This is a genomic window from Streptomyces sp. NBC_00669 (assembly GCF_036226785.1).
Lineage (GTDB): Bacteria > Actinomycetota > Actinomycetes > Streptomycetales > Streptomycetaceae > Actinacidiphila.
Genome location: NZ_CP109018.1, coordinates 1,980,117 through 2,002,252 on the forward strand (window position 1 = coordinate 1,980,117; position 22,136 = coordinate 2,002,252).

Genomic DNA, 22,136 nt, shown 5'->3' on the forward strand with positions numbered 1-22,136 from the left:
CAGGAACCACGCAGAGCGCGCAGTTTGGCGTCACATGTCCTGACGCTCCAGCGGATTTGAAGCGGCCCGTCTGCGCCTGCCGCAGTAAACGCCCGGTTTACTGCGGCATGTCGTCATCGTCTCTCGTCACAAGCTCACCCGACTCACGTCTGCGTCCTTTCGGACCCACCTCGGGCCTTGCCCCTGATCTTGGACGCGGTCCACGAGCATGGTCAGCAGCCCGGCGGACAACGCGCTCGCCGGGTCCTTCCACGCAACGTTCGAGCCCGGGACCCTCCCGGGCCGAAAGAGCCGGCGATCCAAGATCCGGGGTCAAGGCCCGGTCCGGTCGGCACCCGCTTGCCGGACACTCGCGCGGGCCTCATCGAGCCGCTCGGCCCCCTGGGGAGGCGCGGCGGGCGAGTATGCCTCTGCGCGGTGTTTCTTCGAGCGCCGCTCCGGCGGACGGTTCCGGGGAACCTTCGGTGGAACCCGCGGCGGTCAGGGAGGCGGCCCGGCGTCCGCATCGGGAACAGGGCCCATTGGTCTGGGAAGGGTCCGTCACCGGCTGCAAGACGTATCCGTGCCCCCATGCCGTGTCCAGGGTGAGGCCGACGATGGACAGCCGCTGCCGCAGGCGCATGATGTGCAGGTCGAACGCGTTTCGTGTCGGCAGGTCGGCTGACCGCTCACGCAGCCGCAGCAACAGTTCGTCGCGCTGCACCACTTCTCGAAAACGTTCGATGAACAGGCCCATCAGCCAGCTCTGCGTGGCGGTCAGGCCGACCGAGCGGCTGCCGAACCCCAGCACGTCGGCCGAGTTCAGCGAGGGACGGCGGGTGCGCACCCGCGTCCGCAGGGTGGCAATGCGGATGTCCAGGTCGTCCTGGGATATCGGGGGACGCACCCAGTCCTCGTACGGATGGACACATAAGGGCGGTGGTGCACCGCCTTCGACGACCAGGAGATGCGGGATACCACCCCGTTGGCACTCTTCACGCAGTTCCGACTGGGCGGGCCATCTGATGAGCAGCACATCAGGAAACGTCGAGCGCGGTGACATTTTTCCTCCAACCCGAGAAACTTGTCGGTGGGCGGAAGTGGCGCGCCGATGCTGTTATCCCTTCGGTGTACTTCGGCGTGTCAATTCCTGCTTGCGTCGTGAGCTCTCCACCTTCGTCAGCCACAGCGACTGGCACAGGGCGATGAAGACCGCCCCCGCCAGCCAGAAGCACGCCCGATGGAACGAGCTGTCGGTGGCCGTGCCGTTCGTCTCCAGGACCATCACGAGCACGGCGGTGCCGACCGCCCCTCCCACCCGCTGGATGATGTTGGCCTCCGAGGTGGCGTCGGGGAGTCGTTCACGTGGCACGGTGGCGTACGCGACCGACAGGGACGGCATGGCGGACAGCCCGAGGCCGAAGCCCACGGCGGCCTGCAGCGGCAGCAGGATCAGGTATCCCGTGCGCGCGTCGAGGAACGCCATCGGCAGCACGCCGGCCAGGCTCAGCGTCAGGCCGGCCGCGGAGACGATGCCGCCGCCGACTCGGTCGGTGATCGGGCCGCCGAACGGCATGGACAGCGCGGACCCGCAGCCGATGCCGAGCATGAGCAGCCCCGAGGTGACCACGCCCTCGTGGCGGATGAGCTGGTAGTACAGCGGCAGCAGGATCATCGTGCCGAGCAGGGCGGCGCCGGTGAAGAACACCGAGGTGGTCGCGGCCGTGTAGACGCGGTTGCGGAACAGCCGCAGGTCGAGCACGGGTGTGTCGACGGTGAGGCTGCGCCAGGCGAACAGCGCCATCGCGACGATCCCGGACAGCAGGGTGGCGAGCACCCGGGTGTCGGTCAGCCCCTGGCGCTCGGCGATCGTGATGCCGTAGAGCACCAGCGGCAGTCCCGCCGCGATCAAAAGGAAGCCGCCGAAGTCGAAGGGGCGCCCCTTGGTGGGGACGCCCCTGGGGACGAGCCGGGAGCCGAGGGCGAGGGCGACCACGCCGACCGGGACATTGACCAGGAACAGCCAGTGCCAGGACAGCGACCGGATGAGCAGCCCGCCGATCGTGGGACCGATGACGGGACCGAGCACCACGACGATCTTCGTGGCGTTCAGCACCCGCCCCATCCGCTCGGGACCCGCGATCTCGCCGATCACGGTCTGGCCGGTCGGCACGAGCAGGGCACCGCACAACCCCTGGACGGCGCGCAGGGCGATCAGTGCGCCGAGGTTCGGCGCCAGGGAACAGGCGGCGGAGGCCACGGTGAACCCCGCCAGCGCGCACAGCCAGAGCCGGCCGGCGCCCATCCGACGGCTGAGCCACGCGGTGACCGGTAACGCGGCCGCGAACGCGATGAGGTAACCGGTGGCCACCCACTGGGCGTTGCTCAGCGGGGCGTGCAGCACCCCGGCGATCGTCTTGAGGCCGACGTTGACCAGGGACGAGCCGAGGGTGGACATGAACGAGCCGGTGATCACCACCGCCGCGACGCGCCACACCTCCGCGGGGACCTTCGGCAGCGTGTCCGGTGGGCGTGGAGAGGACTGGGTCGTACTGGTCAAGGTCGGCTCCGCTCGCCGGGCGTCGGGACAGTGGCACAAGATATGTGGGGAATCCTACTATTGATATTCCCACCAAAGCACTGACTGTTCCATGGGTTTTCCCATGGATGGTCTAGGGTGCGGTGATGACGTCGAACTCTCGGTCGACCCGGCCACGGCCGCCGGTACTGATGCAGCTGCCGGGATTCGCCCTGTCCCACCTGGGCCGGAAGATGCGGGGCGGGATGAAGAGCGCCTTCGCCCAGGACGGGCTGTCCGCGCAGGCCCACTTCGTGCTGCTGTGCCTGACGGAGTACAGCGACATGTCGCAGCGCGAGCTGGCCGACCTGCTGCAGATGGATCGCAGCGACCTGGTCAGGCTGCTCGACGTGATGGAGGGCGAGGGCACCGTCCAGCGCAGGCCCGACCCCACCGACCGGCGGCGCTACGCGCTGTCCATCACACCGGGCGGGGTGCGGACGCTCGAACGCGGCGCCCACCTCGTCGACGAGGCGACCGACGCGGCTCTGGCGCGGCTGGACGCCGACGAACGGGAGACGCTCCACCGGCTGGTGCTCCGAGCGCTGGACGTCCCCCACGAATGAGGACCGCGGGAAGGACGCCCGCGCCGCCCCGCACGAGGGCGGCCGCCGCCGAACGATGACGCTCCGTCAGCCGGCCTCCGGCAGCGGCGTCACCAGGGGGGCGCGGCTCGACGCCCGGTCGATCGCGGCGCAGGCGGGACCGGTGGCGGCGGTCGTCACCAGGGCCATGACGACGTAGCCGAGGAACATCGCGGGCGTCAGCAGCCCGGCGTTGAAACCGGCCTGGAGCACGACGAGTTCGGTGAGCCCGCGGGTGTTGAGCAGCACTCCGATGCGCAGGGACTCCAGCGGCGGCTCCTTGGCCAGCCGGGCCCCCGCGTATCCGCCGAGCACCTTGCCGCCGATGCCCAGGCCCGTCACCAGCAGGACCGCGAACCACGGCACCTCCTCGACCTGCCGGGCGAAGACCGTCAGGCCGGTGACGACGAAGAACACCGGCGCCAGCGCGCGCCCGGCCGCCGACACGAGGGCCACGATCCGCTCCCAGCCCTCGGCCGGCAGCGCGAGCCCGAGCAGCATCGCGCCGAAGAACTCGGTCAGGCCCGCCCGTTGGAGCGCGTACGAGCAGCCCAGCGCGGCGCATGCGACCAGGACCGCGCACGCCCACGGCCACCGGTCCCGCAGCACCGCGACCGGTCGCAGGCCGACCAGGAACCGGAGCAGGAACAGCCCCGCCACGCCGCCGGCCGCCACGGCGAGCAGTCGCGGGAAGCGGCCGGAGCCGCCGGCCGCCATGCCGAGCGCCAGCGCCAGAAGGACCCAGGTCACCACGTCGACGACGAGAGCGGCGCCCAGGGCCAGCCGCCCCGCCGAGGTGTCGGTCAGGCCGCGCTCGGCCAGGATGCGGGCGAGAACCGGAAGCGCGGTGACCGTCAGGGAGACGGCGAGCAGCAGGGCGAGCGCGGGGGCGGGGGCGGTGCCGCGCAGCGCCGGCCCGCCGTGGGCGAGGACCCAGAAGGCCACCACCGATCCGGCCAGCAGCGGGATCAGGGTCGCACCGGCCGCGATCACGGCCACGGCCCGGCCACGGCCCGCCCGGGCACCGCGCCGCAACTCGTGCCCGACGCCCGCCAGGAACAGCACCAGGCCGATGTGCCCGACCTGACGGAGGTCCGCCACCACGCCGGTCGGCAGGGCGGAGTCCAGCAGGCCGTGCCCGCCGATCGCGATGAGCACCGGTGCGGCGGCCAGCCCGAGCGTGATCTCTCCGATCACCTCGGGCTGCCGCAGGAGTCTGGCCGTGTGTCTGCCGAGGAAGGCGAGCAGGAGGACGACAGCGAGCGCTGCTCCGGCGTGCACGAGCGTGTCCATGGCTGCCCCTTTCGGCGCGCTGTACATGTTCGGGATCACAGAACGTCGCGTCCCACCACACCATCGCCGGGGTTCTCCGGAACAAGATTTCTTGCACGGTTCTTTCATCTCTATCCAGTTCCGAAAGATCGATGAAAGATGCCGCGAAGGACCTTGCCCTGCCTGCCAGGGTGCTCTACAGCGAGAAGGCAACTTATTGACCACGGGGGGTCGACGGTGCCTAAGGAGTTCCTGCATAAATTCAGCAGCATCCGGAATTCGAAATTCCGGTTGGTCTGCTTTCCTCATTCGGGCGGATTCGCCGGCGGCTTTCGCGAATGGGCCGCTCTGACGCCGCCGGGGACCGAGCTCATGGCCGTGCGGTACCCGGGGCGGGCCGACCGGTTCGCCGAGCCCGTCGTCGGCATCCGTGAGACCGCTTCGCTAGTGGCGACCGAGCTGCTCGGACTGCCCGCCTCGCCCCTGATCCTGTACGGGCACAGCCTCGGCGCACTCGTCGCCTACGAGACGGCGGTGGCCCTGCGGGACGCCGGATCGCCGCCCACGCGGCTGTGCGTCTCCGGTTCGCCCGGGCCCGAGGACGCGGGCGGCGGGACCACGCACCGGCTGACGGACGCCGAACTGTGGTCCGCGGTGAAGGCGTTCGGCACCATCGATCCGGAGCTCGCGGACGACGAGGAGTTCCGCGACCTCGTGCTGCCCGCGCTGCGGGCGGACGTGACGGCGAACGAGACGTACGCGCCGCGGGCCGGCACCGCGCCGCTGCCGTGTCCCGTCCGCTGCTACTACAGCCCCGACGACCCCCTGGCCGGCGAGGCGCAGGTCCGGTCGTGGTCGGCCTGCACGACCGGGGAGTTCACCCTGCGCGCCCGTCCCGGCGGCCACTTCCACCCGCGGATCGACCCGCGGGGCCTGGTCGAGGATGTCGTGGGCGCCGACCGGCGGGAGCGGCATCGTGTCTGAACCCAAGGCGCGCCTCGCGCACCGGCCGCTGGAGGGAATGTCCGTGCTGGTGACCGGAGCCGGCAGCGGCATCGGCCGGTCGGTCGCCGAGTGCCTGACGTCCGCGGGGGCCGGGGTGACCGCCGTCGGACGGCGCGCGGCACCGCTGGCCGAACTGGCCGCGCGGAGCGGCGAGGCGGTCCATCCGGTGACCGCCGACGTGGCCGAGAAGGGGGCCGCGGAGCGGATCGTGGCCGCGGCCGTAGCGCGCTTCGGACGGCTGGACGCGGTGGTGAACAACGCGGGGCTGGCCCGCTTCGGAGCCCTTCAGGACGCGGCGGACGAGGATTTCATGGCCATGCTCCGGGTCAATGTGTGGGCACCCGCCGAGCTGATCAGGTGCGCGATTCCCCAATTGCGCAGGAATTCCGGCACGGTGGTGAACATATCCTCCGTGGGCGGCGTCCTGTCGATGCCGGAGCGCTCCTGCTACGGCGCGAGCAAAGCGGCACTCAACAGCCTGACCCGTTCCCTGGCCAGAGAACTCGCCCCGGAGATAAGGGTCAACGCCATTCTGCCCGGCCCGGTCGACACACCGATGTGGCACGAGACCGGACTGTCGGATTCCGAAAGGAACGAACTGGCGCGGAAACTCACCGAGGCGACCCCGCTGCGGCGTTTCGGCCGCGGCGAGGAGATCGGCCGGTGGGTGTGCGCCCTGGTGGACCCCGAGATGGCCGGCTGGATGACCGGCGCGCTGATCCCCGTGGACGGCGGCCGGACCGCATGACCGGCGAAGAACAGCGACAGCACCCGGAGGTGGCATGAATCCCAGCAGCGCAGCCGATGTGACCGACCAGACCCCACCGGCCGCCACCGTACCGTCGTCCGCCCTGCACGAGATCTTCCGTGCGGCGGAGGCGAAGGAGCGGCAGACGACGACACCCGTACTGAAACTCCACGTCGGCGACCCCTACTTCGACCCGCCGCAGGAAGCGGCCGACGCGCTGCACGACGCGCTGCGGCGCGGTGACACCAAGTACACCGGCGTGGAGGGCATTCTCGCCCTGCGCGAGGCCCTGGCGGGCAAGCTGGCCGCCGAGAACGGACTGGACGCGCCGGTCTCCCGGATCTTCGTCACGCCGGGCTCCGCGCAGGGCCTGACCGCGCTGCTGCGGGCGCTGGCCGAGCCCGGTGCGGAGATCCTGCTGCCGGAACTGCACTGGCCGGTGCACCTGCAGCAGAGCCTCCTCGCCGGGCTCCGGCCGGTGTTCTACCCGCTCGGCCCGGGTTTCCGCCCCGACCCGGAGGCGATCCTGGCGGCGGCCGGCCCCCGCACCCGGCTGCTGCTGATCAACTCGCCGGCCAACCCGACCGGCGTCGTGCTCGACGCGCGAGCCCAGCGGGTCCTGCTGGAGGGGGCCCGCGAGCGCGGCTGGCAGGTCGTCAGCGACGAGGCGTACGAGCACTACGTGTACGAGGGCGAGCACTTCTCGATGGCGTCGCTGGAACGCGACCTGCCCCAGCACCAGCGGATCGTGCACAGCGTCTACAGCTTCTCCAAGAGCGCGGCCATGACCGGATACCGCCTGGGCTACGTGGCCTGCGCGAACGACCGGACGGCGCACGCCATGAGCGTCGTCCAGGAGGCGGGCATCATCTCGCCCTCGACGCCGATCCAGTACGCGGGCCTCGCCGCTCTCGGCGCCCGGGACTCCGTCGCCGCCAACGCCAAGCTGGTCGCGCACAACCGCAACGTGCTGCTGCCGCCGCTGTGTGCGGCCGGCCTGCTCGCGGAACTGCCGGCCGGCGGCTGGTACGCCGTGCTGGACGTCTCCTCGACCGGGCTGGACGCGCGGACCTTCGCCGACCGGCTGCTGGAGACCCACTCCGTCGCGGTGGTGCCGGCGGCCGGGTTCGCGCTGCGGCCGAGGCTGTCCGTGGCGGGCCAGGTGCTGTCGCTCGACGTCCCCCGGTGGGCCCGGTCCCTGGTGCGCATCGCCTTCTGCGGCGACCCCGACCTGCTGCCCCTCGGAGTGGAGAAGATCATCCACTTCGCCCGAACCTGCGAAGTGGAGCGGGCACATGGCTGAACTGACGTACGCCGACTACCTGAACCTCGACACCCTGTTGTCCTTGCAGGTGCCCCGCACCACCGACAGCGGCAGGCGGGCGGTGATCCTCTCCGAGCAGTTCTTCGTCGTCGCCCACCAGTCCTGCGAGCTGTGGCTGAAGCAGATCATCGCCGACGTCGAGGCCGCGTCGGACTACCTGCAGCCCGAACTCGGCCTCGCCGACGCCGAGTCGAGCGTGGAGTTCCTCGAACGCGCCGCGGAGCTGCTGCGCATCCTGGTGGAACAGGTCGCGGCGCTGGAGAAGCTGCCGATCCGTCACTTCGCGGAGTTCCGCCCCTACGTGGGCAGCGCGAGCGGGGCGGAGTCGGAGCAGTTCCGCCACCTCGACGAGTTCCTCGGCGACGACCGGCGGTCGGGACGGCTCTACGAGGCCCTCACCGCGGCCGTGGCGCTCAGCGGCACCTCGGTCGGGGAAGTGTGCCGTCGCGGCCCGGAGGCCGGGGCGTACCACCGGATCATCGAAGCGCTGCTGGACATCGGCAACCGCTACTGGCACTGGAAGCTCGGCCATCTGACGCTCATGTCGAAGATGATCGGCGTGGGGCCGGGAACCGGCGGCACCAGCGGTGCCGACTACCTGATGGCACGTGTCACCCTGCCCTTCACCGAACTGCGGCGGCTGCGCGGACAGCTCCACACCGAAGGCACCGCACCCAACGGGCTCGCGGACCGGACGACGGCATGAGCGGCAACCCGTTCGACGACGAGCAGGCGCGCTTCCGCGTCGTGGCCAACGAGGACGGACAGCACGCGCTGTGGCCGGAGTTCGCCGCGGTTCCCGCGGGCTGGCGCTGCGTGTCCGGCCCGGACGCCCGCGCCCGGTGCCTGGACTACATCGAGACGCACTGGACGGATCTGCGTCCCGTCCGGCTGTGCGGATGAGGGCGGAGGCCGCGGCCGTGCCCACACGTATCCCCGACTGCCCGCTGGCCAGGACCGCCGAACAGATCGGACCGTGGTGGACGTTGGAGATCCTCCACGAGACGTACGACGGCTTCACCCGGTTCGAGGAGATCCGGCGCAACCTGGGGACACCCGCCGACCTGCTGGCCGACCGGCTGTCCGCACTGGTCACCGCCGGGCTGCTGACGACGGCGCCGGCCGACGGGACGAACGGCGGCGGAGACGGCGCCTCGGGCCATGACGCCGACACCGGCATCGATCCCGAGCCCGATCCCGAGCCCGATTTCGAGCCCGATCCCGAGCCCGATTTCGAGCCCGATCCCGATCCGGACGCAGGCGCCGCCGGCCGAACCGCCTACCGCCCCACCGAACTCGGACGCTCGCTGCGCCCCCTGGTCCTCGTCATGACGGCCTGGGGCAACCACCGGCTGCCGCCCGAGCGGCGCGGCCTGATCCTGGTGGACGCCCGCACCGGCGTCGAGGCGGACCCCGTCGTGGTCGACCGGAGCACCGGCCGGCCGCTGGACACCGCCGAGTTCATGTTCGCGGCCGGCCCGGCGGCCGGCCCGGCCCTGCGCGAGCGCTATCCCCGCCGCCCCACCCCGCCCACCTCGGCATGACGCGCTCCGGCGCCGAGTGCCCGCTGCCCCGCCGCGGCCCCCAGCCCCGGCCCCCGCCGGGCTCCCACCCGCCGCACGCCGAACAGGAGACCCCATGTCCACCGATCCTGCCGGGACGCCACCGCGCTATCCGATGCCCCGCCCCGCGGGCTGTCCCTTCGCCCCTCCGGAGGAACTCCTGCGCCGCAGCCGCGAGGAACCCGTGTTCCCGGTGTCCTTGTGGAGCGGCAGGAGTCCCTGGTTGGTCACCCGCTACCAGGACGTCCGCACCGTGCTCTCCGACACCCGGTTCAGCGTCCACCGGGACCTGCCCGGCTTCCCGGCCAGCTCGCTCGGCCAGGTGCTGCGCGACCGTATCGCGCCCACCTTCGTGGGCATGGACGACCCGGAGCACGCCCGGCACCGGCGCATGCTGATCGCCGAGTTCGGGGTACGGCGGATCGCCGCCCTGCGTCCGGTCGTCGAGGAGACGGTCGCGCACCTGCTCGACGAGATGGCCGCCCGCACCGGCCCCGTCGATCTGATGGAGGCCCTCGCGATCCCGCTGCCGTCCATGATGATCTGCCGCATCCTCGGTGTGCCCTACCAGGACCACGAGTTCATCGACAAGCACCTGCGCATCCGGCTGGACATCCACTCGGACGCCGACACGGTCACCCGCAGCAGCAACGAGGTCGAGGCGTACTTCGTGGAGCTGATCCGCGCCCGCGAACACGAGCCGACGGACGACCTGCTGGGCAGGCTGGCCCGGGACCGGGTACGGACGGGCGAGCTGTCCCGGCAGCAGGCGGCGTGGACGGCCGCGCTGCTGCTGGTCGCCGGCCACGCCACGACGGCCCACATGATCGGCCTCGGCACGATGGTCCTGCTGGCCGACCCGGCGCGGGCCGCGCTCCTGCGCGACGGCGACGAGTCCCAGGTGGCCACCGCGGTCGAGGAGTTGCTGCGGGTGCTGACGGTGACCCACACGGGCCGGCGCCGGGTGGCGAAGGTGGACATGGAACTGGGCGGTGTCCGCATCCGCGCGGGCGAGGGGGTCATCGGGGCGGCCGAGTTGGCCAACCGCGATCCCGACCAGTTCCCCGACCCGCAGACCATCGACCTCGCCCGTACCCCCAACCACCATCTGGCGCTCGGCTTCGGCATCCACCAGTGCATCGGTGCCAGCCTCGCCCGCCTCGAACTGCAAGTCGCCTACCCGGCGTTGCTACGGCGGTTTCCCGGGCTCGGGCTCGCCGTCCCGGCCGGCGACATCGAGGTCGTGGACGCGTCCGTCGTCCTGGCCTCGCCGGAGATCCCGGTCACCTGGTGACCGGCCCCCAACACCGACCCGAGACGAGGGAACATGACGCAAAGCGTGGTGATCGTCGGCGGAGGCACCGCCGGCTGGATGACTGCCACCTACCTGAAGGCGCAGTTCGAGGACCGCGTCGCGGTGACGCTGGTGGAGTCGGCGAACGTGTCGACCATCGGTGTCGGCGAGGCGACCTTCAGTACGGTCCGGCGCTTCTTCGAAAGCCTGGGGCTCGCGGAGCACGAGTGGATGCCCGAGTGCCATGCCACGTACAAACTCGCGATCCGCTTCGAGAACTGGCGGGCCCGAGGGCACCACTTCTACCACCCGTTCGAACGGCCCCGGATCGTGGAAGGGTACTCGCTCGCCGACTGGTGGCTGCACCGGAGCGGCGGCGGGCGCTTCGACCAGGACACCTCGGTGCTGGCGGCGCTGTGCGACGCGCAGAGCTCACCCCGCTACCTCGACGACGCGCTGATGGAACAGGACTTCGTGGAGGACCGCGAGGACAGCATGTTCCGTGCCACGCCCGAGGGCCACACCACCCAGTTCCCCTACGCCTACCACTTCGACGCCACGCTCCTCGCGGGGTTCCTGGCCCGCTACGGGGTGGACCGGGGGGTGCGGCACGTGCGCGACGACGTGACCGATGTCGCCCTGGACGAGCGCGGTCGTATCCGGCACGTCCTGACGAAGGAGCACGGCCCGCTGGCCGGGGACCTGTTCGTGGACTGCACCGGCTTCCGGGGCCTGCTGATCAACAAGGCGCTCGGCGTGCCCTTCCGTTCGTACCAGGACAGCCTGCCCAACGACAGCGCGGTGGCCCTGCGGGTCCCCGTCGACATGAAGGCCCGCGGTATCAGGCCGTGCACCACGGCCACCGCGCAGGACGCGGGCTGGATCTGGACCATCCCGCTCTTCGGCCGGCTCGGCACCGGCTACGTGTACGCGAGCGACTACTGCAGCCCCGAGGAGGCGGAGCGGACCCTACGCTCCTTCGTCGGCCCCGACGCGGACGCCCTGGAGGCCAACCACATCCGGATGCGTATCGGCCGCAGTGAGCGCTCGTGGCACGAGAACTGCGTCGCCATCGGGCTGTCGAGCGGCTTCGTGGAGCCCTTGGAGTCCACCGGGATCTTCTTCATCCAGAACGCCGCGGAACAACTCGTGCGGCACTTCCCGTCCGGCGCGGACGACGAGGGGCTGCGCGCCGCCTACAACCGGCAGGTCGCCCATGTCATGGACGGCGTACGCGAGTTCCTGTTCCTGCACTACTACGCGGCGGCGCGGCAGGACAACGACTACTGGCGGGACACCAAACACCGTCCGATGCCCGACGGGCTCGCCGAACGCGTGGAGCTGTGGCGGCACCGGCTGCCCGACCAGGAGTCCGTGTACCCGCACTTCCACGGCTTCGAGCCCTATTCGTACGTGGCGATGCTCCTCGGTCTCGGCGGTCTGCCCACCCGGCCGCTGCCCGTCCTGGACGTACTTGACGACACCGCCGCCCAGAAGGAGTTGCGGCTCGTACGCGACCAGGTGCGCACCCTCGTCGGCCGGCTGCCCAGCCAGTACGAGTACTTCTCGCACCTGGCGGCCCGGTCGGCCGGGACCGGAGGCTGAGCCCGTGGGACGCCGCTCGCCCCTCTCGCCCGCCTCGCCCCTCTCGCCCACCCCCTCGCCCGCCTCGCCCGCCTCGCCCGCCTTCGCCGCGACGACGGCCGACACGCGCCCGCCGGCCGTCGGGCCGGACCGGTTCCGTTCCCTGATGGCGACGTTCCCCTCCGGCGTGGCGGTGGTGACGGCGATGCGTCCCGGCGAGCCGCCGCGTGGCCTGACCTGCTCGTCGCTGTCCAGCGTCGCCGTCGAGCCCGCCACCTTGCTGGTCTGCGTGCGGCAGGCCAGCCCCACGCTCGGGGCCCTGCTGGACACCTCGTCCTTCGCGGTCAACCTCCTGCACGACGGGGCCCGTTCGGCGGCACAGGTGTTCGCTTCCGGCGCCGCCGACCGCTTCGACCGGGTGCGGTGGACACACCGACCCGGCTTCGCGGGGCCGCACCTGGTGGACGACGCGCATGCCATCGCCGACTGCCGCGTCGCGCGCACCGTCACCGTGGGCGACCACACCGTGGTGTTCGGCGAAGTGTTCGAGGTGAGCCCGCCGCCCGCCCGGCAGCCCGGACCGCTGCTCTACGGGCTGCGCCGCTTCTGGTCCCTCGACCCGGAGCCCTGCCCGGTCAACCCCGCCCGCCACTGACACCGATCCGAACCAGGAGGACAGGCAATGGAGTTCGGCCTCTCACTGCTGCCCGACACCGGCCCGCAGGAGCGCTCGGGCCAGGAGTACTACGCGAACCTGCTGGAGATCTGCCGGCAGGCCGACCGCCTCGGCTACGAGTACGTGAAGATGACGGAGCACTACCTCCGCCCGTACGGCGGCTACTGCCCCAGCCCGCTCGCCTTCCTCACCGCCGTCTCCACGGTCACCCGGCGGGTCCGGCTGATGACCGGAGGCATCCAGGCGTCCTTCCACCACCCGGTCCAACTGGCCGCGCAGACCGCCCAGGCGGACGCCATCAGCGGCGGCCGGCTCGACGTCGGCTTCGCCCGCGCCTTCCTGCCGTACGAGTTCGAGGCGTTCGGCGTGGACCTGGACAGCAGCCAGGAACGCTTCCGGCACACGGTCCGGGCGGTCCTGCGGCTGTGGACCGAGCCGTCGGTCAGCGAGGACACCCCGTACTTCTCGTACCGGGACGCCACCTCCTACCCGCCGCCCGCCCAGCGACCGCACCCGCCGGTGTGGGCCGCGGCGCTGGTCACCCGCTCCAGCTTCGAGTGGATCGGCGACATGGGCCTCAACCTGCTCATCTCCTCGCCGCCGCGCACCGACGACCTGGCGGTGACCCGTGAACTCATGGACGTCTACCGGCAGCGGTTCGCGGCCGTCGCGGGAGACGGACGCCGCCCGAAGGTCGCGGTGAGCGTCCCGCTGCTGCTCGCCGAGTCCGACGAGGACGCCCGGGAAGAGGGCAGGACCCTGCTTCGCCGTCACTGGTCCCGGTTCAGCGAGGCGGCGGCGTCCTGGCAGAACCGCACCTCACCCGCGTACGAGGGCTACCAGGCCGCCGTGACGAAGAAGTTCGGCAACGCGGTGGGCGACGCCGAACTGGAGTCGACGGCTGTCTTCGGCAGCCCGGACCGGGCCGTGGAGAGGATTCGGGCCATCCAGGAGGCGCTCGGGCCGGAGGTGTTGCTGTGGCAGATCGACTTCGGCCAGCAGTCGCTGAAGTCCATGGAACGCACCCTGACCCTGTTCGCCGACCAGGTGCGCCCGCGCCTGGCGGAAAGCTGAGGACACGGAGAGGAAACGCTATGGAACCCGACACGGCGAACCACCCGGTTCTCCTGTTCCCGGAACTCTTCGAGGCGGCGGTGGGGCGCGCCCCGGACGCGGTCGCGGTGGTGCACGGGGACACCACTGTCACCTACGGCGAACTGAACGACCGCGCCAACCGGCTGGCCCGACGGCTGATCGCGCTGGGCGTCGGCCCGGACGCCCTGGTCGCCGTGGCGGTGCCCCGGTCCGTGGACCTCGTGACCACGCTGCTCGCCGTGCTCAAGGCGGGCGGCGGCTACCTCCCCCTGGACCCGGCCCACCCCGCGCAGCGCCTCGCCGGCATGACCGCCGACGCCGCGCCCGTCCTGCTGGTGCGCGCCGGAGGGACCGCGGTCGCGGCACCCGGCGTGCCCGAACTCGTGCTGGACGATCCCGACACCCGGGCGGCGTGCGGGCGGGAGTCCGCCGGTGACATCCGGCAGGAGGAGCGGCTGTCGCCGCTGACGTCCGACCACCTGCTGTACGTGATCTTCACCTCCGGGTCCACCGGCACTCCCAAGGGCGTGGCGGTGACCCACCAGGGCGTTCCCGACCTGGTCGCCACCCAGCGGGCCCGGTTCGGCGCCCGGCCCGGGGAGCGGGTGCTGCAATGGGCGTCGGTGAGTTTCGACGCCGCCTTCTGGGACCTCTCGCTCGCCCTGACCTCGGGCGCCACGCTCGTGCTCGCGGACGCCGACGCGGTCCTGCCCGGCCGCCAGTTGACCGACCTGATGATTCGCCACGACATCACCCATGCCGTGCTGCCGCCCGCCGTGCTGAGCCTCACCGACAGCGCGAGCGTCCTCAAGGGCGGAACCATCATGTCGACCGGCGACTCCTGCACCCCGGCCCTCGTACGCGCCTGGGCGCCCGGCCGGCGGATGTTCAACGGATACGGTCCGACCGAGGTCACCGTCGGGGCCACCATCTCGGGGCCGCTGGCGGCCACGGACGACGTCACCATCGGCGTCCCCTGGACCGGCGGCCGGGTGTACGTGCTGGACGAGCGGCTGCGGCCGGTCCCTGAGGGCGAGGAGGGCGAGCTGTACCTCGCCGGGGCCGGCCTGGCGCGCGGCTACCTCAACCGTCCCGGGCTGACGGCCACCCGGTTCCTCCCCGACCCGTTCGGACCGCCCGGGAGCCGGATGTACCGTTCCGGCGACCGCGGCGGACTGCGCGCGGACGGCGAGTTGCTGTTCGCCGGGCGGGCCGACGGGCAGGTCAAGCTGCGGGGTGTCCGTATCGAACTCGGGGAGGTGGAGGCCCGGCTCGCCGACCATCCGGAGGTCGAGGTGGCGGCGGCCGTGGTCGACGGTGTCCTGGCGGACGCCGTGCTCGTGGCGTACGTCCAGCCGCGGCCCGGCTGCGCGCCGGACCCGGCCGCCCTGCGCCGGCACGTCGCCCAGGCGCTGCCCGCCGCCATGGTGCCGGCGAGCGTGGTGGTCCTCGACACCGTTCCCCTGACCGTGAACGGCAAGGTCGACCGGCGGGCCCTGCACGACCGGCCCCGGGCGACGGTTCTCCACCCGCCCACCGCGTCCGCGGGGGAGGGCGGGTCCGCCGGGGGCGGGTCCGCCGGGGACGGGTCGGCCGAGGACGGGTCCGCTGGGGACGAGTCCACCGAGCAGGCCCTGTGCCGGCTCGTCGCCGAGCTGCTGTCGCTGCCCGCGGTGCGCCCCGGTGACAACCTGTTCGAGCTGGGCGGCAACTCCCTGGTCGCGGCCAAACTGGCGATCCGCATCCGTGGCGAGCTCGGACTCGGCGTCACCATGCGATCGGTGCTGCAGGCACAGACGCTCACCGAGCTGGCACAGGCGGTGCGGAGCGCGCCGGCACCGGTGGCGGCGTCCGCGGTGAACGCGCCCGGACGGTCCGAGGAGCGGTCGCGATGAGCACGGGCTCCACGGCACGGGCCTTCGACCTCACCGATCCGGCGACGTTCGCCGGTGACGCGCAGCACTCGTTCTGGCGCGAGGTGCGCCGTACCAGCCCCGTGTACTGGCACGAGGGGGCGGACGGGCGCCCGGGGTTCTGGGTGGTGGCCTCCCACGCCGACGTACAGGGGTGCTACAACAGCCCGAAGACGCTCAGTTCGGCGCGCGGCACGGTCCTCGACGTCCTGCTGCGCGGCGACGACTCCGCCGGGGGCCGGATGCTGGCGGTCACCGACCGGCCGCGCCACCGGCAGCTGCGCAACCTGATGCTGCGGGCCTTCTCACCCCGCATGCTCTCGGACGTCGCGGAGCGGGTGCGGAGCCGTACGGCGGCGCTGGTGGCCGAAGTGGCCGGGCCGGGCACGTTCGACTTCGCCACCGAGGTCGCCGATCACCTCCCCATCCAGACGATCTGCGACCTCCTCGCGATCCCCTGGGAAGACCGCGGACAGCTGCTGGAGTGGAACAAGCGGACCCTGTCCTCGGCCACCGCGGAGCCCGACGAACTCGACGCGCTCAGCGCCCGCAACGAGATCGTGCTCTACTTCATGGACCTCGCGGCCCGGCGCCGGGTCCGGCCGGCCTCCGACGTGGTCAGCATGCTGGCGACCGCCGAGGTCGAGGGCGCCCGACTGCCCCTGGAGGACATCGCGCTCAACTGCTACAGCCTGATCCTGGGCGGCGACGAGTCCTCGCGCATGGCCGCGATCAGCGCGGTGCACGCTCTCGCGCTCCATCCCGGGCAGTGGCGGGACCTGCGCGAGGGGCGGATACCGCTGGACACGGCCGTGGAGGAGCTGCTGCGTTGGGCGACGCCGGCACTGCACTTCGCCAGGACGGCGGCCGTCGACACCGTCATCGGCGGGCAGCGGATCAGGGCCCGGGACATCGTGACGCTGTGGAACGTCTCCGCCAACAACGACGAGGACGTCTTCGACTCGCCGCGCACCCTGAACCTGTCCCGTACCCCCAACCAGCACATCGCCTTCGGCCGCGGCCCCCACTTCTGTCTCGGCGCCTTCCTCGGCCGGGTGAGCCTGCACGCCCTGCTCGCCGCGCTCGCCACCACGGTGGAGGAGGTGGAACTCACCGGCCCGCCGGTCCCGGTCTACTCCACCTTCCTCCAGGGCTACCGAAGCCTGCCGGTGCACCTGGCCAGAGGGCACGCAGGCCCCTCGGCCGCCGCCGTGAGCCGGCGTGTAGGCTGATCGTTCACCCGAATGACGGTCACCGTTCACGAATTGGCCGTCAGGAGTTCATCGTCTACATTTCTGTAGACACTCTGCCTCCACGGTGACGACCGGCCAGGAACGGACACGGTCCGAGCCAGTTCCGAAAGACGGTGCTGATGACCGCAGGCTCCGCACTGCTGGCCTTCGACGGGTCGCACATCGACGGTTCGCTGTTCACCTCGATCACGGACCTGGCCCGTGACACCCGGTGGCTCAACGGCTTCGTCGAATGGTGGACCAACGTCCAACTGGGGGTCTTCGCGGTCCTCATGGTCGTGGGCTGGTGGCGGGCCCGGCGGCGGGACGGCGCCGCGATGACTCTGGCACTGGCCGTGCCGGTCAGCGTCGGCGTGGCCTTCGCCTGCGCGGAGGTGGTCAAGAAGATCGTGGCCGAGCAGCGGCCGTGCCGCTCGCTCCCGCACGCCTTCATCGTCGAGACCTGCCCCGTGCCCAACGACTACGCGTTCCCCAGCGGTCACACCACGGTGGCCGCCGCGTCCGTGGCCGCGCTCTTCCTGCTGGACCGCCGGCTCAGCGCCATCGCCGTGCTCTTCGCGGTGCTCGAAGGCTTCACCCGGGTCTACGTCGGCGCCCACTACCCCCACGACGTCATCGGCTCCGCGCTGCTCGCCCTGCCCGTCGCCTACCTCACCAGCCTGGCGCTGCGCCGCCTGGCGACCCCTGCGGTGACCCGGCTGCGGGAGCGGCTGCCGATTCCCCTGCTGGTCGCCGCCGACCACCGCCCGTCGGACGGGGAGCCGGTACGGCCCGCGGACCCCACGCACGCGACGCGCGCCACACCGCCCGCGCATGCCACGCCGTCCGACCACTCCACGCCGTCGGAACGGGCCACCCGCGCCACGCAGTCGCCCCCTTCGCACGGACCAGGCCGGCACGCCCGCCGCTGAGCGAGCGGAGAGCGCGGCGGGCGGGTCCGTCCCCGCGGGACCGGGTCTCGACGTTCGCCGTTCGCCGCTCGCCGGATTCAGGGGCGGCGGGCCAGGAAGACGAACTCCCGGCCCGGCCGGTCGGGCGCGTCGCGGACCTCCTCCGTCACGAAGCCGGCCGCGGCGAGGTCCCGCTCGACCTCCTCCCGCTCGCGGAAGCGCAGGGTCGAGTCCGACGTCAGGACCTCCCCGTCGGACGCGAAGACGTAGGTCCAGCGGAACGTCACCAACGGCAGGCTGACGTCGGTCAGTCGGACCCAGGTCTCGACGGCGCCGACGCCGGGGATCTCGGTCACCCCGTACGTGGACTCGCGGTTCCACTCCTCCCAGCCGCGCCGGGCCGGATCGCGGGTCTCGAACACCAGGTGCCCGCCGGGCCGCAGGGCCTCGTAGGCACCGCGCAGGGTCCGCCACCACGCCCCCGGATCGACGATCTCCTGGGCGGCGTTCGCCGTCATCGTCGCGAGGTCCACCGCCAGCGGCGGCAGGTCGGTGGCGTCGCCGTGCAGCCACCGCACCCGCTCGGCCCCCGGCTTGGCCCGGGCCACCGCCACGGACGCCAGGGCCGGGTCGACCCCGGTGACCTCGATCCCGCGATCGGCCAGCAGCAGGCCGAAGACCCCGGTCCCGCAGCCGATGTCCAGCACGCTGCGCGCCTCGAACTCCGCCGCGATCCGCAGATACGCGTCGAGGTCGCCGCGGTCGGGGTCGAGCGGGTCGTAGATCGCGGCGAGCCGTGGATGCCCGAAACTCTCGTCAGCCATGGGGCCGAACCTAGGGGGAAGCGAGTCCTGGCAGCACCCTGTTTTCGGGCGGCGGACCGGTGCCGCGCCGACACGTCGTCGCTCTCCTCCCGCGTCGCCCTGGAACTGGGCCCGGGCCCGGGCCCGGACCTGGACCTGGACCTGGGCCCTTGATCCGGCGGAACGCGCGGCGCCCGCGAAGGCACTACACTCGGTGGCCGACGTTGATCGTCGGGTGAATCACCGAACGGCACTACCGAGGAGACCAGGCATGGCGGGTGACGACGACATCTCCGGGTGAGACCCGGAGCTGACCGGCCACCGGCAGGCGCGTGGAAGCGCCGCCGCCGTGGCTGTGCCGTCGTGCCCTTTTCCCCATGCCCCCAGGGCAGAGGTCTCCGTCTGCCCTCGTGACACCCCGAGGTCCTGCCATGTCCGACGCTTCCGTCGTCTGCACGAACCTGTCCTTCTCCTGGCCCGACGACACACCGGTCTTCGACGGCCTCTCCTTCACCGCGGGCGGCGGCCGCACCGGCCTGGTCGCGCCCAACGGCGCCGGCAAGAGCACGCTGCTCCGGCTGATCGCCGGCGAACTGCGGCCCAGCGGTGGGTCGGTGACCGTCACCGGCACGCTCGCCCACCTGCCGCAGACCCTCCCCCTGACCGGTGACCTCACGGTGGCCGAGGTGCTGGGGGTCGCCGCGGTGATCCGGGCGCTGGACGCGGTCGAGTCCGGCGACGTGGACGAGCGGCACTTCACGGTGATCGGCGACGACTGGGACATCGAGGAGCGCACCCGCGCGCAACTCGACCGGCTCGGCCTGCCCGGCCTCGCGCTCGACCGCCGGCTGGGCACCCTCAGCGGCGGTCAGGTCGTCTCGCTCGGCCTCGCCGCCCAACTCCTCAAGCGCCCCGACGTGTTGCTGCTCGACGAGCCCACGAACAACCTCGACCTCGACGCCCGCCACCGGCTGTACGACGTGCTGGAGGAGTGGCACGGCTGCCTGCTGCTGGTCAGCCACGACCGCGCGCTGCTCGACCGTATGGAGCGCATCGCCGAACTCGACAGCGGTGAACTGCGCCTGTACGGGGGCAACTTCGCCGCGTACGAGGAGGCCGTGCGGGCCGAGCGGGAGGTCGCGGAGAAGAACGTCCGCAGCGCGGAGCAGGAGTGGAAGCGGGAGAAGCGCGAGTTGCAGCAGGCCCGCGAGCGGGCCGAGCGCCGCGCGGGCAACGCCGCCCGCACCCTCAAGAGCGCGGGCCTGCCGCGCATCTTCGCCGGCACCATGAAACGCGGCGCCCAGGAGTCCGCGGGCCGGGCCGGGCAGACGCACGCCGCCCGGGTCGGCGACGCCAGGGCCCGGCTCGACGACGCCGAGCGCGCGCTGCGCGACGAGCAGGGCATCACCCTGGAACTGCCGGACACCGAGGTCCCCGCCGGGCGCACCGTCTTCCTCGGCGAGGGGATGCGGGTACGGCTCGGCAGCCGGGAGGTGTTCGCCGGCGCGGGAATCGACCTGACCGTCCGGGGCCCCGAGCGCATCGCGCTGACCGGCCCCAACGGCGCGGGCAAGACGACGCTGCTGCGGCTGATCCAGGGCTCCGCCGGCCCCGACGGCTCATCCGGAGCCGGTGCCGGTACCGATTCCGACGCCGGTACCGATTCCGACCCCGGCTCCGGCTCCGGCTCCGGCGCCCGGCTCGACGCACGGAGCGGGCGGATCAGGCGGGCCGACGGGCGGATCGCCTACCTCTCCCAGCGGCTGGACCTGCTGGACCTGGACCGTACGGTCGCCGAGAACTTCGCCGCGTTCGCGCCGCACCGCACGGAGGCGGACCGGATGACCCTGCTCGCGCGCTTCCTCTTCCGGGGTGCCCGCGCCCACCTGCCGGCCGGGGTGCTCTCCGGCGGCGAGCGGCTGCGCGCCACCCTCGCCTGCGTGCTGTGCGCGGAGCCGGCCCCGCAACTGCTGCTCCTGGACGAGCCGACGAACAACCTCGACCTGGTCAGCGCCGGGCGGCTGGAGAGCGCCCTGACGGCGTACCGGGGCGCGTTCGTGGTGGTCAGCCACGACGAGCGGTTCCTGGAGCGGATCGGCGTGGACCGGTGGCTGCGGCTGGCCGGCGGCGAGTTGACCGAGACGGGGGCGCCGCCGGCATGACCCGGGAACGGGCCGGACGCCCCTGGTCCCTCGCCCGCCGCCCGGTGCGGCTGATCCGCTCGGCAAGGTCAGTTCGGGAAATCAGTTCGGGAAGTCAGCTCGGGAAGGTCAGCTCGGGAAGGTGAGCCGCTCGACCACGTGTTCCGCGATGGCCAGGCACGAAGTGGCCGCGGGAGAGGGGGCGTTGCGTACGGCGGTGACCGGGCCGAGTGCGGAGATCCTGAAGTCGTCGACGAGGTCGCCGTGTTCGTCGAGCGCCTGCGCGCGGACGCCGGCCGGCGCGGCCACCAGGTCCGCGGGGGTCAGGGCGGGGACGTAGCGCGCGGCCTCGGCGGTGAAGGCGCGCTTCGACAGCGAGCCGTGCAGTTCGTGCAGCCCGGCCCGCCAGTGCCGTCGGGCCAGCCGGCGGGTGCCGGGCCACGCCAGCGCCCGGCCCAGCTCGCGCGGGTTGACGTCGCGGCGCCGGTAGCCCTCGCGGGCCAGCGCGAGCACGGCGTTCGGGCCGATGTCGACGCTCCCGTCCACCCGGGGCGTGAGGTGCACGCCGAGGAACGGGTAGGCCGGGTCCGGCACCGGGTAGACCAGCCCGCGCACCAGTCCGGCCCGCTCCGGACGGAGCCGGTAGTACTCGCCGCGGAACGCCAGGATCGCGGGCGAGGGCGCGTCACCCGCCAGTCGCGCCACCGTGTCGGACTGCAGTCCCGCGCAGATCACCGCGCCGCGCAGCGCGTACGCCCGCGGGCCGCAGACCACGGTGACGCCGTCGCCAGGACCGGGCCGGATCGCGGTGACCTCGCTGCCGAGCAGCAGCCGCCCACCGGCCGCGGCCACCTCGCCGGCCATCGCCCGCGCCACCGCGCGGAAGTCGACGATGGCGGTGGTCGGGGAGTGCAGCGCGGCCAGTCCCCTGACCTCGGGCTCGATGTCGCGCAGCGCGGCCGGGTCGAGCCGGCGCACCCCGGGCACGCCGTTGGCGCGGGCCCGCTCCTCCAGCACGCCCAGCCGCTCCACCTCGGCGGGCGAGTGCGCGACGACGACCTTGCCGATCTCCCGGTACGGCAGCTCGTGCCGCGCGCAGAAGTCCTTGAGCAGCCCGACCCCGCGCCGGCACAGCGTGGCCTTGAGCGAGCCGGGCGGGTAGTACAGGCCGGAGTGGACGACGCCGGAGTTGTGCCCCGACTGGTGGACGGCGACCTCCGCCTCCTTGTCGAAGACGACCACCTCGGCGCCGCGCAGGGCCAGTCGGCGCGCCACGGCCAGGCCGACCAGGCCGGCGCCCACCACCCCGACGGGCTTGGCCGGGGTACGGCCGCCGGTGGCCGGCCGGGGCCCTGGGTCTGCTGGCATCGCGGCCGTACCTTCTTCCGCTGCTTCCACTGCTTGCGCTGGATCGCCCGTCACGTGCCCCGAGCAT

20 protein-coding genes are annotated in these 22,136 nt (G+C 72.4%); 15 read left to right on the forward strand and 5 right to left on the reverse strand.

Translation table 11 applies throughout. From position 1 onward, the window contains the following. Window positions 1–361 precede the first annotated feature (361 nt). Window positions 362–1,042: a helix-turn-helix domain-containing protein gene (locus OG896_RS07980; RefSeq protein ID WP_329363710.1), complete on the reverse strand. Its 681-nt coding sequence runs from the start codon at window positions 1,040–1,042 to the stop codon at window positions 362–364. Window positions 1,043–1,096: 54 nt separating this feature from the next. Then, window positions 1,097–2,539, reverse strand: coding sequence for an MDR family MFS transporter (locus OG896_RS07985; RefSeq protein WP_329363712.1), 1,443 nt, complete (start codon window positions 2,537–2,539; stop codon window positions 1,097–1,099). Window positions 2,540–2,664: 125 nt separating this feature from the next. Here OG896_RS07985 and OG896_RS07990 point away from each other — a divergent pair, with 125 nt between their 5' ends. Further along, entirely contained in the window at window positions 2,665–3,123 is a 459-nt protein-coding gene (locus OG896_RS07990; RefSeq protein ID WP_328470588.1) for a MarR family winged helix-turn-helix transcriptional regulator, read from the forward strand. Between the two features lie 66 nt (window positions 3,124–3,189). On the opposite strand, the gene OG896_RS07995 is transcribed toward OG896_RS07990, so the two are convergent. Beyond that, entirely contained in the window at window positions 3,190–4,434 is a 1,245-nt protein-coding gene (locus OG896_RS07995; protein ID WP_329363714.1) for a cation:proton antiporter, read from the reverse strand. A gap of 138 nt (window positions 4,435–4,572) precedes the next feature. Between OG896_RS07995 and OG896_RS08000 the strand changes: the two genes are divergently transcribed. The 13 genes from OG896_RS08000 to OG896_RS08060 all read left to right on the forward strand — a co-directional run bounded on the left by OG896_RS08000 (window position 4,573) and on the right by OG896_RS08060 (window position 17,778). Then, window positions 4,573–5,397 carry a thioesterase II family protein gene (locus OG896_RS08000; RefSeq protein WP_329363716.1) on the forward strand — a complete coding sequence of 275 codons (825 nt, stop codon included), beginning with the start codon at window positions 4,573–4,575 and terminating at the stop codon, window positions 5,395–5,397. Next, window positions 5,390–6,166, forward strand: a complete 777-nt coding sequence (locus OG896_RS08005; RefSeq protein ID WP_329363718.1) for an SDR family NAD(P)-dependent oxidoreductase — start codon at window positions 5,390–5,392, stop codon at window positions 6,164–6,166. Before OG896_RS08000 ends, OG896_RS08005 begins: the two co-directional genes overlap by 8 nt. Window positions 6,167–6,200: 34 nt before the next feature. After that, complete coding sequence (locus tag OG896_RS08010; RefSeq protein WP_329363720.1) at window positions 6,201–7,469, forward strand: pyridoxal phosphate-dependent aminotransferase; 1,269 nt, start codon at window positions 6,201–6,203, stop codon at window positions 7,467–7,469. Continuing rightward, the gene (locus OG896_RS08015; RefSeq protein ID WP_329363722.1) at window positions 7,462–8,196 is read left to right on the forward strand and encodes a tryptophan 2,3-dioxygenase family protein; all 735 of its coding nucleotides are present in this window, start codon (window positions 7,462–7,464) and stop codon (window positions 8,194–8,196) included. Before OG896_RS08010 ends, OG896_RS08015 begins: the two co-directional genes overlap by 8 nt. Beyond that, window positions 8,193–8,393, forward strand: coding sequence for an MbtH family protein (locus OG896_RS08020; protein WP_328470576.1), 201 nt, complete (start codon window positions 8,193–8,195; stop codon window positions 8,391–8,393). Before OG896_RS08015 ends, OG896_RS08020 begins: the two co-directional genes overlap by 4 nt. A 17-nt stretch (window positions 8,394–8,410) precedes the next feature. Continuing rightward, the gene (locus tag OG896_RS08025; protein ID WP_329363725.1) at window positions 8,411–9,034 is read left to right on the forward strand and encodes a winged helix-turn-helix transcriptional regulator; all 624 of its coding nucleotides are present in this window, start codon (window positions 8,411–8,413) and stop codon (window positions 9,032–9,034) included. Between the two features lie 94 nt (window positions 9,035–9,128). Then, window positions 9,129–10,346, forward strand: coding sequence for a cytochrome P450 (locus OG896_RS08030; protein WP_329363727.1), 1,218 nt, complete (start codon window positions 9,129–9,131; stop codon window positions 10,344–10,346). 33 nt (window positions 10,347–10,379) lie between these two features. Then, complete coding sequence (locus tag OG896_RS08035) at window positions 10,380–11,951, forward strand: tryptophan halogenase family protein (protein ID WP_329363729.1); 1,572 nt, start codon at window positions 10,380–10,382, stop codon at window positions 11,949–11,951. Window positions 11,952–12,096: 145 nt separating this feature from the next. Then, window positions 12,097–12,585 (forward strand): flavin reductase family protein, encoded by a 489-nt coding sequence (locus OG896_RS08040; protein ID WP_328470568.1) that lies wholly within the window; start codon window positions 12,097–12,099, stop codon window positions 12,583–12,585. 27 nt (window positions 12,586–12,612) lie between these two features. Then, window positions 12,613–13,680 (forward strand): LLM class flavin-dependent oxidoreductase, encoded by a 1,068-nt coding sequence (locus tag OG896_RS08045; RefSeq protein ID WP_329363732.1) that lies wholly within the window; start codon window positions 12,613–12,615, stop codon window positions 13,678–13,680. 20 nt (window positions 13,681–13,700) lie between these two features. Continuing rightward, window positions 13,701–15,596, forward strand: a complete 1,896-nt coding sequence (locus OG896_RS08050) for a non-ribosomal peptide synthetase (RefSeq protein ID WP_329363734.1) — start codon at window positions 13,701–13,703, stop codon at window positions 15,594–15,596. Further along, window positions 15,593–16,846: a cytochrome P450 gene (locus tag OG896_RS08055; protein ID WP_329363735.1), complete on the forward strand. Its 1,254-nt coding sequence runs from the start codon at window positions 15,593–15,595 to the stop codon at window positions 16,844–16,846. The genes OG896_RS08050 and OG896_RS08055 overlap by 4 nt, the downstream gene beginning before the upstream one ends. A gap of 140 nt (window positions 16,847–16,986) precedes the next feature. Continuing rightward, a complete protein-coding gene (locus OG896_RS08060; RefSeq protein ID WP_329363737.1) occupies window positions 16,987–17,778 on the forward strand; it encodes a phosphatase PAP2 family protein in 792 nt (263 codons plus the stop codon). Window positions 17,779–17,855: 77 nt separating this feature from the next. Here the strand turns inward: OG896_RS08060 and OG896_RS08065 are convergent, their stop codons facing one another. Continuing rightward, on the reverse strand, window positions 17,856–18,581 hold the full coding sequence (locus OG896_RS08065) for a class I SAM-dependent methyltransferase (protein WP_329363738.1): 726 nt from the start codon (window positions 18,579–18,581) through the stop codon (window positions 17,856–17,858). 410 nt (window positions 18,582–18,991) lie between these two features. On the opposite strand from OG896_RS08065, the gene OG896_RS08070 reads away from it, so the two are divergent. Next, entirely contained in the window at window positions 18,992–20,722 is a 1,731-nt protein-coding gene (locus OG896_RS08070; protein ID WP_329363740.1) for an ABC-F family ATP-binding cassette domain-containing protein, read from the forward strand. 108 nt (window positions 20,723–20,830) lie between these two features. On the opposite strand, the gene lhgO is transcribed toward OG896_RS08070, so the two are convergent. Beyond that, a complete protein-coding gene (gene lhgO, locus OG896_RS08075; protein ID WP_329363743.1) occupies window positions 20,831–22,069 on the reverse strand; it encodes an L-2-hydroxyglutarate oxidase in 1,239 nt (412 codons plus the stop codon). Window positions 22,070–22,136: the final 67 nt, after the last annotated feature.

Bases quoted from the DNA above. Each gene is read 5' to 3' on its own strand.
- OG896_RS07980 (WP_329363710.1), bottom strand. From the start codon at position 1,042: ATGTCACCGCGCTCGACGTTTCCTGATGTGCTGCTCATCAGATGGCCC.
- OG896_RS07990 (WP_328470588.1), top strand. From the start codon at position 2,665: ATGACGTCGAACTCTCGGTCGACCCGGCCACGGCCGCCGGTACTGATG.
- OG896_RS07995 (WP_329363714.1), bottom strand. From the start codon at position 4,434: ATGGACACGCTCGTGCACGCCGGAGCAGCGCTCGCTGTCGTCCTCCTG.
- OG896_RS08000 (WP_329363716.1), top strand. From the start codon at position 4,573: ATGCCGCGAAGGACCTTGCCCTGCCTGCCAGGGTGCTCTACAGCGAGA.
- OG896_RS08010 (WP_329363720.1), top strand. From the start codon at position 6,201: ATGAATCCCAGCAGCGCAGCCGATGTGACCGACCAGACCCCACCGGCC.
- OG896_RS08015 (WP_329363722.1), top strand. From the start codon at position 7,462: ATGGCTGAACTGACGTACGCCGACTACCTGAACCTCGACACCCTGTTG.
- OG896_RS08020 (WP_328470576.1), top strand. From the start codon at position 8,193: ATGAGCGGCAACCCGTTCGACGACGAGCAGGCGCGCTTCCGCGTCGTG.
- OG896_RS08030 (WP_329363727.1), top strand. From the start codon at position 9,129: ATGTCCACCGATCCTGCCGGGACGCCACCGCGCTATCCGATGCCCCGC.
- OG896_RS08035 (WP_329363729.1), top strand. From the start codon at position 10,380: ATGACGCAAAGCGTGGTGATCGTCGGCGGAGGCACCGCCGGCTGGATG.
- OG896_RS08040 (WP_328470568.1), top strand. From the start codon at position 12,097: ATGGCGACGTTCCCCTCCGGCGTGGCGGTGGTGACGGCGATGCGTCCC.
- OG896_RS08045 (WP_329363732.1), top strand. From the start codon at position 12,613: ATGGAGTTCGGCCTCTCACTGCTGCCCGACACCGGCCCGCAGGAGCGC.
- OG896_RS08050 (WP_329363734.1), top strand. From the start codon at position 13,701: ATGGAACCCGACACGGCGAACCACCCGGTTCTCCTGTTCCCGGAACTC.
- OG896_RS08055 (WP_329363735.1), top strand. From the start codon at position 15,593: ATGAGCACGGGCTCCACGGCACGGGCCTTCGACCTCACCGATCCGGCG.
- OG896_RS08060 (WP_329363737.1), top strand. From the start codon at position 16,987: ATGACCGCAGGCTCCGCACTGCTGGCCTTCGACGGGTCGCACATCGAC.
- OG896_RS08065 (WP_329363738.1), bottom strand. From the start codon at position 18,581: ATGGCTGACGAGAGTTTCGGGCATCCACGGCTCGCCGCGATCTACGAC.
- OG896_RS08070 (WP_329363740.1), top strand. From the start codon at position 18,992: ATGTCCGACGCTTCCGTCGTCTGCACGAACCTGTCCTTCTCCTGGCCC.
- lhgO (WP_329363743.1), bottom strand. From the start codon at position 22,069: ATGCCAGCAGACCCAGGGCCCCGGCCGGCCACCGGCGGCCGTACCCCG.